We start from the raw sequence: 12,666 nt of genomic DNA, 5'->3' as shown, positions 1-12,666 counted from the left end.
TCGGCGATTTTCGCCAGCTTTTCTTGACTTTCGGCTGGTAGTTCCGCAAGGGCGCCGCAGCGCGGGCTGGCGTGGGACGCCGTGCGACCTCAATTTTCCGGACATGATGACCCTATGAAATTTGCCGACCTCGGCCTTTCCGACGAAACCCTGCGCGCGATCACTGAATCGGGCTATGACGAACCGACGCCGATTCAGGCGGGTGCGATCCCCTCGGTGCTGATGATGCGCGACATGATCGGCATCGCCCAGACGGGCACCGGCAAGACCGCATCCTTCGTGCTGCCGATGATCGACATATTGGCGCATGGCCGCGCGCGGGCGCGCATGCCGCGCTCGCTGATCCTCGAACCGACGCGCGAACTCGCGGCGCAGGTCGCGGAAAACTTTGAAAAATACGGCAAATATCACAAGCTCTCGATGGCGTTGCTGATCGGCGGCGTGCAGATGGGCGATCAGGTCAAGGCGCTCGAAAAGGGCGTCGACGTGTTGATCGCGACCCCCGGCCGCCTGATGGACCTGTTCGAGCGCGGCAAGATATTGCTCACCGGTTGCAACCTGCTGGTGATCGACGAAGCCGATCGCATGCTCGACATGGGCTTTATCCCCGACATCGAGAATATCTGCACCAAGCTGCCGGCGAATCGGCAGACCCTGCTGTTCTCGGCGACGATGCCGCCGCCGATCAAGAAGCTGGCCGACAAATTCCTGTCGAATCCCAAGACGATCGAAGTCGCACGCCCGGCGAGCCGCAACGAGAATATCGAGCAGTTCGTCGTCAAGACCAGCGAGCGCGGCAAGCGCGACACGCTGCGCGACCTGCTCGAGTCGGAAGACATCAGCACCGCGATCATCTTTTGCAACCGCAAGACGACGGTGCGCGACCTGGCCAAGGCGCTGCAGCGCGACCGGTACAAGGCGGGCGAAATCCATGGCGACATGGACCAGTCGAGCCGCATCGCCGAACTCGACCGCTTCAAGGCCGGGACGATCAATATCCTGGTCGCGTCCGACGTCGCGGCGCGCGGACTCGATGTGAAGGGCGTGAGCCATGTCTTCAACTTCGACGCACCCTGGCACCCCGATGATTATGTCCACCGCATCGGCCGCACCGGCCGCGCGGGCGCGCAGGGCCGTGCCTTCACGCTGATCACGCCGTCGGATGACGAGGCGATCGACAATATCCAGAAGCTGACCGGCTATACGATCCCGGTCCATGGCGGCGGCGGCAAGGCCGAGGCTGCCAAGGCGTCGACGGACGAGCCGCGCGAAGAGCGCGAACCGCGCCGCGAACGATCCGCCCGCGGCGGTCGCGGCCGCGCCAAGCCCGCTGCCGAACCGAAACGCGCCGAAGCACCGCGTGCCGAAACCGTTGCCGAAAAGCCGGCGGCCAGACCCGCGAAGAAGGCCGACGATCGCAAGCCCGCACCGGCGAAGTCGCGCAATCAGGATGATGATGGCCCCGATGACGGCTGGAACGGCCCGATGCCGGACTTTTTGTCGTTCGGGTTCGGTAGCTGATCTGCTCGTCGCCCCCGCGAAGGCGGGGGCCGCTATCGGTTTACGCGGTGAGGTCGAGCAAGGCGGCCAGCGGTCCCCGCCTTCGCGGGGGCGACGGTATGGGTATCAAACCCGAACCAGCATCTTCCCCATATTCGCCCCCGCGAACAGCCCCAGAAACGCCTCGGGCGTCGCCTCCAGCCCCTCATGCACCGTCTCGCGCATCGTCACCGCGCCGCTGGCGATCAGCCCGCCCATGTCGGCGTAGAATTCCTCGACGCAGTCGAAGAACTGGTCGGTGTAGATAAAGCCTTCCATGCGGATGCGCGCCGGGATGGTGCGGATCAGATATTTCATCTCCTGCGCCTTGCCGTCGTTATAGACGTCGATCATGCCGCAGATCGCGAAGCGCGCAAAATCGCTGGCGGTCGCGAAGGCGGCGTCGAGATGTTCGCCGCCGACATTGTCGAAATAGACGTCGATCCCCGGCTTGCCGAGGGTTTCGAGCGCCGCGGCAAGTTGCGGCAGCACCGGGTCGGCCTTGTAGTCGATCACCGCATCGGCGCCGAGATCGAGGGCCCAGGCGCATTTATCGGCGCCGCCGGCCGAGCCGATCACCGTCATCTCGCGCGCTTTGGCGATCTGGACCACCGCCGATCCGACCGCGCCCGCCGCCGCCGAGACGAAGACGGTGTCGCCGGGTTTCGCCGCCGCGATGCGGAGCAGGCCGATCCAGGCGGTGCCACCGGTCAGCCCCATATTGTGGAGGAAGGTCTGCGGGGTCATCCCCGCCGCGAGCGCCGCCGCGGGCAGCTTGTTCGGCGACATGTCGAGGCCGATGACGCCGCCGTCGCGCCAGCCGCCCATGTGGAGGATCAGGTCGCCGGGGGCGAAGCCGCCCATATTGCTTTCGGTCACCTCGCCGATCGCGCCGCCGGTCATCGGCTGATCGATCTGAAAGCTGGCCGAATAGCTTTTCGCGTCGTTCATCCGGCCGCGCATATAGGGGTCGACCGACAGCCACAGATTCTTCACCCGCAGCTGGTCGGCCTGCAACGGCGCGTCGGGGAGGTCGCGGAGGGCGAAATTGTCCATCGTCGGCAAGCCCGTTGGCCTGCGGATCAGGTGCCACGCTCGCGCCATCATATCCCCCTCGATAAGTGTCCGTCGCCCAATCGTCAGAAAAGCCGTTGCCAGCCGTATTCGGTGCCGTTAAGACCCCGCCGTCGCGGGGCCGTAGCTCAGATGGGAGAGCGCTGCAATCGCACTGCAGAGGTCAGGGGTTCGATTCCCCTCGGCTCCACCAGCGACCCGATTCCCCCAACTTCCGAACCGCTTACCCCGCGAAGTCGCGAATCATGTTCTTCGCGATCACTAGCTGCTGAATCTGCGTGGTTCCTTCATAGATGCGGTAAATGCGGCAGTCGCGATAGAAGCGCTCGGCCAGATATTCCTTGAGATAGCCGGCGCCGCCGTGGATCTGGACGACGCGGTCGGCGACCCGGCCGCACATTTCGCTGGCGAACATCTTGGTCGCCGCAGCCTCGACGATGATCTTCTCGCCGCGGTCGGCGCGCGCGCAGGCGTCGGCGAGCATGCATTCGGCGGCGTAGATTTCGGCCTTGCTGTCGGCGAGCATCGCCTGGATCAGCTGGAAGTTCGCGATCGGCTCGCCGAACGCCTTGCGCTCCATCGCATATTGCAGGCCCGCATCGAGCATGCGCTTGGCATAGCCGACGCTGGCGGCGGCGACCGAAAGCCGGCCGTTGTCGAGGCTCTGCATCGCGGCGCGGAAACCGATGCCTTCTTCGCCGCCGAGCAGCGCATCGCCGTCAACCCGGACATTATCGAGGATGACGTCGGCGATCTGCGATCCCGCCTGGCCCATCTTGCCGTCGGGCTTGCCGATCGACACGCCGGGCGCCTCGCGCGGGACCATGAAGGCGCTGACATGCGCGTTCTTGGGCAAAGCCTCGGCGTTGGTGCGTGCCATCACCAGGATGACGTCGGCGAAGGGGGCGTTGGTGATGTAGCGCTTGGTGCCGTTGAGCACATAGCCGTTGCCGTCGCGCACTGCGCGGGTCTTCATCGCCGCGCTGTCCGACCCACTGTCGGGTTCGGTGAGGCCGAAGGCGGCGATGGTGCCGGTCGCGAGCTTCGGCAGCCAATGTTCCTTCTGCTGGTCGGTGCCGAAACCGGTCAGCGACTTGCACACCATGCCGATGTTGATCGACACGATCGAACGATAGGCGGGCGAGGCATAAGCGATCTCGCGGATGAAGCCGACATATTGGCTGACGTTCATGCCCGCCCCGCCATATTCGGGGGGCATGGTGATGCCGAACAGGCCCATGTCCTTCATCTCGGCGAGGATGTCGTCGGGAACGCGGCCCAGTTCCTCAAGCTGGTCTTCGGCGGGGATCAGCCGGTCGCGGACATAGCGCTGCAACTGTTCGATAAAGGCTTCGTAGATGTCGGCGTCCATTCCCGGGTTGGTCATCATATTTTCCTCATTTGGATTATTGTTCTGAATAGCTGTCGATCGCGGAGAAGATGCGCGTCAACTGGTCGCGCTCGTCGGTGTCGATGTCGGGGCGCCAGATTTCGAACAGCATCACGGTGCGGTCGCTGGTCCCGCGGTTCCATGCTTCATGTTCGAAACTGTCGTCGAAGATCGTCAATTCGCCTTCGCGCCATGCGCGCGTCTCGGCGCCGACGCGCAGACCGCAGCCGTCGGGGACGATCAGCGGCAGGTGGCAGATCAGGCGGGTGTTGAGCATGCCGTGGTGCGGCTGGATATGCGTGCCGGGTTTGAGCCGCGAGAAGAGCGCGAGTGGCGCGCGGCCCGGGATCACCGGTTGCGGCGCCTGCGCGAGCGCGGCGAGGGCCTCTGAGCAGAGCATGTCCATGCCCTCGGCGATTTTGCCGTCCTTCCAAAGCCAGGCGGCGCCCCAGTCGGGTTTATCGAGCAGCGGATTATTGGGGGGAGGCCGGTCGGGGCTGGCGGTGACATAGGGGCCGAAACGGTCGGCGGTACCCGCGATCAAGGCCTGCAGTTCGGCGCGGATCGCATTGGTTGCGGCCTCGACCGCGGGCACCCAGCCGAAATCGGCGCGGTCGAAAAAGGTGCGCTGCGCGAGGCCGGGGAAATAGAACATGCTCGGTTGCTGCAGGTAGAGCGGCTGGTCGCCGGCGAGCATGCGCAGCGCCTCGGCGACGCGCGGGGTCGCGCTCGCGGCGTCGATTCCCGCGCCGCGCAATTGGCCGAGCAGGTGATCGGCAAAGGCTTGTTCAGTCGCGGCGAGAAAGGTCTCGGCGCGCTGGAGGCCAGGGTGCAGAGCCGGCGGGACGCTGCGCGCCTGGGCGGCGGTGCCGAGCGCGAGGCGGTAAAAGCTGCCCGCGGCGCGCTCGTCGGACAGCCGGCGCTTGAGTTCGGCCATGGCGAGGATCGCGGCGATATTGGCGCGATCGGCGCGGATCGCGGCGTCGAGCGCGGCGCCTTCGCCCGCGTCGTCGCCGCGCCGGTGGGCCGCGCGCGCCTGCTCCAGCCATGTCCCCTCGCCGGTCATGGCGCTTGCCATAGCGCCGCGCGGCCCCTTTGCAAGAAGCGGTGGGCCTAGATCTCTGGCGGCGGCGGTGCTGAAGGCGCGGCGCGCTTGCCGACCAGCCACCTGCGGACCGCGACGACCGGCGGGGTGCGCCACAGCAGCAGCAGGCCGGCGAAGAACAGCGCCCAGGGCAGGATCGCGGCGCCGACGACGAGGACGAACGAGAGCAGGGTGCTGCCGCTGCGTACCAGCATATTCGCCGCGTCGCTGAACGGATTGCCATAACCGATGCCGGGCAGGCCGCCGGCGCCCTGATAGTCGAAGACCATCGGCGTCGTCGCGAGCTGGACCTCGCCGCCGCGCCGCGTTTCGCGCTCGCCGTCGAGTTGCTGGCGCAGCCCGGCGATCTGCTGCTGGAGTTCGGTGCGTTCGCGGTCGCCGAGTCCGCCCTGCTTGAGCCGCGCTTCGAGGCGCGCGATCTCGTCGGTGATGCCCGCGCTGCGGCGCTGCGAATCGCTGATCTGCGCGCCGACGTCCTCGCCGGTGATATTGGCCGCGGCGAGCACGCCCTCGGCCTTGGCAACGCTGGCGATCGCATCCTTGCCGAACTTGCGAGCGATGGCGGGGTCGAGCTTGAATTCCAGCCGGCCCTCGACCTCATTGTCGCGGATCAGCCGGTAATCCATGCCGGTGATCCGACAGCGCGCGACGCCGAGCGTTTCGCAGGCGGCGGCATGTTCCTCCTGCACCGCAGCGATGCGGTCGTCGTCGAGGCGGAAGGCGTAGCGATAGTGGAAGGCGACCCCGGGGGCGGCGGTGATCGCGACGTCGGGACCGCCGGCGGCATCGGCGGAGGCCATTTCGGTGGCGGCGGGCGCGCTGCTCGCCGCCGATTCCTCGGACGCTTTTTGGCCGCAGCCGACCAGCACGAGCGCCATCGCGCCCGCCAAGAGCTTGGTTTTCATGAGACTCTCCCAAAGATGCGACTCGTTGGCCGCACGATATGGAGTATCATAACTGATCTGGTTGACAATAGCCTTGTCAGGCCGCCTTGATGAAGCTGTCGAGCACCCTTTTGCTGCCCGCCTGTTCGAACTCGACCTCCAGCTTATTGCCGTCGATGTCGACGATGTCGCCATAGCCGAACTTCTCATGAAACACGCGCATGCCGATCGCCAGGTCGGCGCGCGGCTTGGCGCCAACCGACGCTGCGGGGCCGCGCTCGCTGGGCGCGGGGGCGCGGGTCACCGTCGTCGACCCTGCCACCGCGCGCTGCCAGGCGGGGCCGCGCGTCATCGTGCGCGAGGGGTTGCGCTCGGCGACATGCGCGAACGGATCGCCCTGCGCCGACCAGTTGGCGCGCCACAGGCTTTGGCCGCCGCCGAAGCTGTTTTCGCTGTCGACATGTTCGGGCGGAATTTCGGCGATGAAGCGGCTGGGGATGCTGCTCGTCCACTGGCCATAGATGCGGCGGTTCGCGGCATGATAGATGCTGGCGCGCACGCGGGCGCGGGTGATCGCGACATAGGCGAGGCGGCGCTCTTCCTCGAGGCTGGCGATGCCGCCCTCGTCCATCGAGCGCTGCGACGGAAACACGCCGTCTTCCCACCCCGCGAGGAAGACATGGTCGAACTCTAGCCCCTTGGCGGCGTGGATCGTCATGATCGTGACTGTCTCGGTCGTGTCGTCATTGTCGCGGTCCATGACGAGGCTGACATGTTCGAGGAACGCCTCGAGCGAGTCATATTCCTCCATAGCGCGGACGAGTTCGGAGAGGTTTTCGAGCCGGCCCGCGGCTTCGACGCTGCGGTCGGCCTGCAGCATCGCGGTATAGCCCGATTCGTCGAGGATCAGTTGGGTCAGCTCGGGGTGCGACAGGTCGTTCGCCTTGGTCCGCCAGCCGCGCATCTGCGCGACGAACGTGGCGAGCTGGCGTCGCGCCTGCGGGGTGAGTTCATCGGTTTCGGTGATCTGCGACGCCGCCTGCAGCAAGGGCGCGCGTTCGGCGCGGGCGAACTGGTGGATGCGCTGGATCGCCTTGTCGCCGAGGCCGCGTTTGGGGACATTGACGATGCGTTCGAAGGCGAGGTCGTCGGCGGGCGACTGGACGAGGCGCAGATAGGCGAGGGCATCGCGGATTTCGGCGCGTTCGTAAAAGCGGAAACCGCCGACGATGCGGTACGGCATGCCGATCGCGATGAAGCGGTCTTCGAACTCGCGGGTCTGAAACTGGGCGCGGACGAGGATCGCGGCGCGGTCGAGCGACACGCGGCGATGCTGGAGCGTTTCGAGTTCCTCGCCGACGCGGCGCGCCTCCTCGGGGCCGTCCCAGACGCCGACGACGCGGACCTTGTCGCCGGGTTCAAGCTCGGTCCACAACGTCTTGCCGAGCCGACCGCTGTTCTGCGCGATCAGCGCCGAGGCGGCGGCAAGAATCTGCGGGGTCGATCGATAATTTTGTTCGAGGCGGATGACGGTCGCGCCCGGGAAATCCTTGTCGAAGCGCAGGATATTCGCGACCTCGGCGCCGCGCCAGCTGTACACCGACTGGTCGTCGTCGCCGACCACGCAGATATTCTTGCGCGATTGCGCGAGCAGCCGCAGCCACAGATATTGGCTGGCGTTGGTGTCCTGATATTCGTCGACGAGGATATATTTGAAGCGTTGCTGATACTGCTCGAGCACGTCGCGGTGGGTTTTCAGGATCACCAGCATGTGGAGCAGCAGGTCGCCGAAATCGCAGGCGTTCAATGTCTTGAGCCGCGCCTGATAGAGCGCGTAAAAATGCTCGCCCTTGCCGTCGGCCCAGGCTTCCTTGTCGGCGGCGTCGAGGTCGGCGGGGACGAGCCCGCGGTTCTTCCATTTGTCGATCAGCCCCGCGAGCTGGCGCGCCGGCCAGCGCTTCTCGTCGAGCCCCTCGGCCTGGATCAACTGTTTGAGCACGCGCAGTTGGTCGTCGGTGTCGAGAATGGTGAAATTGCTCTGCAGTCCGACGAGTTCGGCGTGGCGGCGCAGCATCTTGGCCGCGATGCTGTGAAAGGTGCCGAGCCAGGGCATGCCCTCGACCGCGTCGCCGATCATCCGCCCGATCCGCTCGCGCATCTCGCGCGCCGCCTTGTTGGTGAAGGTCACCGCGAGGATTTCGGACGGCCAGGCGCGCCGCGTCGCGATGATATGCGCGAGGCGCGCGGTGAGTGCCGCGGTCTTGCCGGTGCCGGCACCCGCGAGCATCAACACCGGGCCTTCGGTGGTCAGCACCGCCTGGCGCTGCGGGCCGTTGAGACCGCGCAGATAGGGCGGGTCCGAGGGATCGGGGCGGGCGAGGTCGGGCATCGAGGCAGGGGTATCGTTCACGCGCGAACGATTAGGGAACAGCGCGCGCGCTGTCCAGCGGGGAGGGGTGGATGGATACAATGCCCTGCGCTTCCCCGCACATTCCGATCGTTTGCGGAACGACCGCTGACGACCAGCTTCTGCCTTACCCCGGCGAAGGCCGGGGTCCAGAGCGCAGCTAGCAAACGCCTGCTCTCCACAGCCCTGGGCCCCGGCCTTCGCCGGGGAACCGAAGTTGTAGCTAACGCCCGCTCTTCACCCCGATGCCGATCTCCCTCTTTATCCCGCCCGTCTTCACCTCTACCGTCACCCCGATGCGCGCCCGTTCCCTGATCCCCGCATCGGCGGCCCTGCTGCTCTCCGCCTGCGCCGGCGGCAATTTCCGCCCCGTCAGCGACACGCCGGTGCGGATCGGCCCGGCCTATGCGGTTCGCGGCACCACCTATGTGCCCGCCGCCGCGCCGGGTTATGACGCGGTCGGCTATGCGAGCTGGTACGGCAACGAATCGGGCAATCGCACCGCCAATGGCGAGCCATTCCGGCCCGGCTGGATCACCGCCGCGCACACCACGCTGCCGCTGCCGACCTATGTCGAGGTGACCGCGCTCGACAGCGGCCGCCGGATCATCGTGCGGGTCAACGATCGCGGACCCTTTGCGCAGGGCCGGATCATCGACCTGTCGCGCGGCGCCGCCGAGGAACTCGGCATCAAGGCGCAGGGCCATGCCGCGGTGCGCGTCCGCCGCGTCGAGCCGTCGGAAAAGGACCGTAAACGCCTGCGCGACGGCAAACCCGCTGCATCGCTGCCGCCTTTGTCGGGGCGGGAATTGCAAGGGTTGCGGGCGCGGATACCGGGGAAAGACCGATAGGCGCGGCGGCGTTGGAGCGCCATCGGGCTTGCGTGGTGCGGGCCAGTGCGTCCAAGGCGGATAAAACCATCAAGGGGAGGGGTTGTTCGCCCATGGATCTGGCACCCTATCGCAAGCATCGGCGCATCCTGACCGCGAGCCTCGTCGGCACCGCGGTCGAATTCTACGATTTCTACATCTATGGCACCGCCGCCGCCTTGGTGTTCGGGCCGCTGTTCTTTCCGTCCGAATCGCCGTCGGCGCAGCTGATGCTGAGCTTCATGAGCTTCGGCCTCGCCTTTTTTGCGCGGCCCGTCGGCGCGGTGGTGTTCGGTCATTATGGAGACCGGATCGGGCGCAAGTCGACGCTGGTGGCGTCGCTGATGCTGATGGGCATTTCGACGCTGCTGATCGCTTTCCTGCCGACCTATGCGATGGTCGGCTGGGTCGCGCCGCTGTTGCTCTGCATCCTGCGCTTCGGTCAGGGGTTCGGGCTCGGCGGCGAGTGGGGCGGGGCGGCGTTGCTCGCGGTCGAGAATGCGCCGCCGGGCTGGCGCGCGCGTTTCGGCATGGTGCCGCAATTGGGCGCGCCGGTGGGGTTCATCGCGGCGAATGGCCTGTTCCTGCTGCTCGGGCTGGGCATGAGCGATGCCGAGTTCGCTTCATGGGGATGGCGCATCCCCTTCCTGCTCTCGGCGATCCTCGTCGGGCTCGGGCTGTGGGTGCGGCTCAAGATCGGCGAGACCCCCGATTTCGCCGAGGCGCTCGAACAGGATCGGCCCGTCGGCGTCCCGATCGGCGAACTCCTGAATCGCCATCTGCTGCCGACCCTCGCGGGGACCTTTGCGGTCGTCGCCTGTTTCGCGATCTTCTATCTCTCGACCAGCTTCGCGCTCGCGCATGGGACGACGACGCTCGGTTATCCGAAGGAGCAGTTCCTGCTGATCCAGCTCGGCGCGATCCTGTTCATGGCGGTAGGGATTATCGTCGCCGGGTACTGGAGCGACGCGGCAAGCGCGCAGAAGGTGCTGACCTGGGGCTGCGGGGCGACGATCCTGATCGGCTTCCTGTTCGGGCCGGCGCTGGCGTCGGGATCGTGGTGGCTGATCTTCGCCGGGCTTGCGTCGGCGCTGTTCGTGATGGGGCTGGTCTATGGCCCGCTCGGCGCCTGGCTGACCGGGCTGTTCCCGGTCGAGGTGCGTTACACCGGCGCGTCGATGACCTTCAACGCTGGCGGAATCCTGGGTGGCGCCGCCGCACCCATCGTCGCGCAGGCGCTGGGCGACTGGCGCGGCACCGCGGCGGTCGGGCTGTATCTCGCGCTGGCCGGGGTGATCAGTTTCGGCGGGCTGGCGATGGTGCGCGGGCGCCCATCCTGAATCCTCCTCGCGGCTATGCCGCAGGGAGGACTTAGACGGAGCGGAGCAGCGTGAGCTTCGCTTTGCCAACCTTGCGTTCGGCATCGATCTCGAAGCCCGCGACCTCGATGGCCTCCTTCTCGCCGGTTTCGACCGAAACCCAGGTCTCGGGCGCGATCCAGCCGAGGCGGTTCAATTTGTCGAGCGCGACGCTGCCGGCGCCGGTGGCGTATGGGGCGTCGAGCAGCAGCAGGTCGTAGCTGCGTTTCGCCGGGCCGAGGCTGAGCACCGATCCGGCGCGCACATCCGCACGCGCGGCCGCGCCAAGCGCGGCGAGATTGCCCTTCAACGCATCGAGCGCGTCGCGGTCCTGCTCGGCGAACAGGCAATGCTCGGCGCCGCGCGACAGCGCCTCGATGCCGAGCGCGCCCGATCCCGCGAACAGGTCGGCGACATAAAGCCCTTCGAAGCTGCCGAGGCGGCTCGCGAGCATCGAGAACAGGGTCTCGCGGGTGCGGTCGGCGGTCGGCCGCGTGGCGTCGCCCTTGGGCGCGATCAGCTTGCGGCCGCGCCATTCTCCCGAAATCACACGCATCAGGGCTTGCCCGAACCGAGGTGGCGGCGGAATTTGAACAGATCGTCGCGCGGCACGACGTCGACGTCGCCCATGCCAAGCCCTTCGAGGCTGAACTCGCCGTAACGGGTGCGGATCAGGCGGCTGACTTGCAGCCCGAAATGTTCGAGCACCTTGCGCACTTCGCGATTCTTGCCCTCGGTCAGCGTCATTTCGACCCACTGGTTGCGCCCGGTGCGGCGTTCGAGGTTGGCGATGATCTTGCCATAGCGGACGCCCTCGATCTCGATCCCCATCGCCAGTTCCTCGAGCTGCGTCTGGCTGATCTCGCCAAAGGCGCGGGCGCGATAGGTGCGTTCGACCCCGCTGGCGGGCAGTTCGAGCTGGCGCTTGAACTCGCCGTCGTTGGTCAGCAGCAGCAGCCCCTCGGTGTTATAGTCGAGGCGGCCGACTGGCATGACGCGCGGTAGGCCCTTGGGCAGCAGATCATAGATCGTCTTGCGCCCCTTGGGATCGCGCGCCGCGGTGATGCAGCCCGCGGGCTTGTGAAAACGATAGAGGCGCGTCGACACCGGCTTGGCGACCGGATTGCCGTCGACGGTCAGCCCTTCGAGCGAGGTCAGCAGCGGCGCCGGGTGGACCACGATCTGGCCGTTGAGCGCGATGCGCCCTTCCTCGACCATACGTTCGACGTCGCGGCGCGACCCGACGCCGGCGCGGGCGAGCAGCTTGGCGATGCGCTGCGGGCCGTCCTCATGCTCGGGCTCGGCCTCCCTGGCTTTGCGCGGGGGCGCGGCGACGCGCGCGGCGCGGCGCCCGCGGGGGGCGTCGGGCTTGTCGTCGGCGGGGCGCGCGGTGCGCGGTCCCGATCGGGGAGGGCGGGGTGATTTCATGGGAACGGAAACGGCTTTCTTGTCGTTATTCGGGGCAAAGTGTTGCGCTGTGACCACGCTCATAGCCGGAAATGCACCGCTTCGTCGATGGTGCGCAAAAGCCGGCTTGCAGGAAGGGTATCAGCGCGTCATGTCGCCGATAAAGGGAGTCATCATGCTGTTCGCGCCCCGTCCGTCGTGCATCAAGCGGCTGCTGGTCATCGAGGATGACCCGCTGGTCGCGTTCGACAATGAGCGGACGCTGAAACACAGCGGTTACGACGTGATCGCCTCGGTCGATTCGGGGGAGGCGGCGGTGGCGCTGATGGCGGTCGAACAGATCGACGCGCTGGTGCTCGACCTCGGACTCGCGGGCGACATGACCGGGCGCGACGTCGCGCGGCTGGCGCGCGATCGCGGCATCGCGGTGCTGCTGGTGACCGGCCAATGCCCCGAGGATGCCGCCGACATCGCGCTCGCCTGCCTGAACAAGCCACACAGCGCGTCGGCGCTGGTCGCGGCGCTGCGGGCGCTCGAGGCGATGAGCTGCAAGAACGAGGCGCCGCCGCGCAAGGTGAGCGGGCTGACGACATATTGGCGGCCCGAGGCGGCGTAAGCCGAACGGTTCAGCGC

General features: G+C 66.8%; 11 protein-coding genes and 1 tRNA gene. 5 read left to right on the top strand and 7 right to left on the bottom strand.

Annotation, left to right across the window (positions count from 1 at the left end; translation table 11 throughout):
• Positions 1 to 114: 114 nt before the first annotated feature.
• On the top strand, positions 115 to 1,521 hold the full coding sequence (locus tag AC07U1_RS22205; RefSeq protein ID WP_495177496.1) for a DEAD/DEAH box helicase: 1,407 nt from the start codon (positions 115 to 117) through the stop codon (positions 1,519 to 1,521).
• 105 nt (positions 1,522 to 1,626) lie between these two features.
• Here the strand turns inward: AC07U1_RS22205 and AC07U1_RS22200 are convergent, their stop codons facing one another.
• Positions 1,627 to 2,643, bottom strand: coding sequence for an NADP-dependent oxidoreductase (locus tag AC07U1_RS22200; RefSeq protein WP_495178451.1), 1,017 nt, complete (start codon positions 2,641 to 2,643; stop codon positions 1,627 to 1,629).
• An 87-nt stretch (positions 2,644 to 2,730) separates the two neighbouring features.
• Between AC07U1_RS22200 and AC07U1_RS22195 the strand changes: the two genes are divergently transcribed.
• Positions 2,731 to 2,806, top strand: a tRNA-Ala gene (locus tag AC07U1_RS22195).
• 30 nt (positions 2,807 to 2,836) lie between these two features.
• On the opposite strand, the gene AC07U1_RS22190 is transcribed toward AC07U1_RS22195, so the two are convergent.
• From AC07U1_RS22190 to AC07U1_RS22175, 4 genes are all read right to left on the bottom strand, one after another.
• Positions 2,837 to 4,000 (bottom strand): acyl-CoA dehydrogenase family protein, encoded by a 1,164-nt coding sequence (locus AC07U1_RS22190; RefSeq protein ID WP_495178452.1) that lies wholly within the window; start codon positions 3,998 to 4,000, stop codon positions 2,837 to 2,839.
• A 19-nt stretch (positions 4,001 to 4,019) separates the two neighbouring features.
• Positions 4,020 to 5,069 carry an aspartyl/asparaginyl beta-hydroxylase domain-containing protein gene (locus AC07U1_RS22185; RefSeq protein ID WP_495197806.1) on the bottom strand — a complete coding sequence of 350 codons (1,050 nt, stop codon included), beginning with the start codon at positions 5,067 to 5,069 and terminating at the stop codon, positions 4,020 to 4,022.
• Between the two features lie 47 nt (positions 5,070 to 5,116).
• Entirely contained in the window at positions 5,117 to 6,013 is an 897-nt protein-coding gene (locus AC07U1_RS22180) for a DUF4349 domain-containing protein (protein WP_495177498.1), read from the bottom strand.
• Between the two features lie 76 nt (positions 6,014 to 6,089).
• Positions 6,090 to 8,381 (bottom strand): ATP-dependent helicase, encoded by a 2,292-nt coding sequence (locus AC07U1_RS22175; protein WP_495178453.1) that lies wholly within the window; start codon positions 8,379 to 8,381, stop codon positions 6,090 to 6,092.
• Between the two features lie 314 nt (positions 8,382 to 8,695).
• On the opposite strand from AC07U1_RS22175, the gene AC07U1_RS22170 reads away from it, so the two are divergent.
• Both AC07U1_RS22170 and AC07U1_RS22165 read left to right on the top strand, forming a co-directional pair.
• On the top strand, positions 8,696 to 9,250 hold the full coding sequence (locus AC07U1_RS22170) for a septal ring lytic transglycosylase RlpA family protein (RefSeq protein ID WP_495177499.1): 555 nt from the start codon (positions 8,696 to 8,698) through the stop codon (positions 9,248 to 9,250).
• A gap of 92 nt (positions 9,251 to 9,342) precedes the next feature.
• Positions 9,343 to 10,608: an MFS transporter gene (locus AC07U1_RS22165; protein WP_187142471.1), complete on the top strand. Its 1,266-nt coding sequence runs from the start codon at positions 9,343 to 9,345 to the stop codon at positions 10,606 to 10,608.
• Positions 10,609 to 10,639: 31 nt separating this feature from the next.
• On the opposite strand, the gene rsmD is transcribed toward AC07U1_RS22165, so the two are convergent.
• Both rsmD and AC07U1_RS22155 read right to left on the bottom strand, forming a co-directional pair.
• Complete coding sequence (gene rsmD, locus AC07U1_RS22160) at positions 10,640 to 11,182, bottom strand: 16S rRNA (guanine(966)-N(2))-methyltransferase RsmD (protein ID WP_187142472.1); 543 nt, start codon at positions 11,180 to 11,182, stop codon at positions 10,640 to 10,642.
• On the bottom strand, positions 11,182 to 12,054 hold the full coding sequence (locus AC07U1_RS22155; protein ID WP_492739738.1) for a pseudouridine synthase: 873 nt from the start codon (positions 12,052 to 12,054) through the stop codon (positions 11,182 to 11,184). The genes rsmD and AC07U1_RS22155 overlap by 1 nt, the downstream gene beginning before the upstream one ends.
• A 154-nt stretch (positions 12,055 to 12,208) precedes the next feature.
• Here AC07U1_RS22155 and AC07U1_RS22150 point away from each other — a divergent pair, with 154 nt between their 5' ends.
• Positions 12,209 to 12,649: a response regulator gene (locus AC07U1_RS22150; RefSeq protein ID WP_056351872.1), complete on the top strand. Its 441-nt coding sequence runs from the start codon at positions 12,209 to 12,211 to the stop codon at positions 12,647 to 12,649.
• Positions 12,650 to 12,666 lie beyond the last annotated feature (17 nt).

This window comes from Sphingopyxis sp. GW821-FHT02C12 (assembly GCF_059421785.1).
The sequence above is the reverse complement of the archived record's forward strand: the minus strand, read 5'-3'. Positions and strand labels throughout refer to the sequence as shown.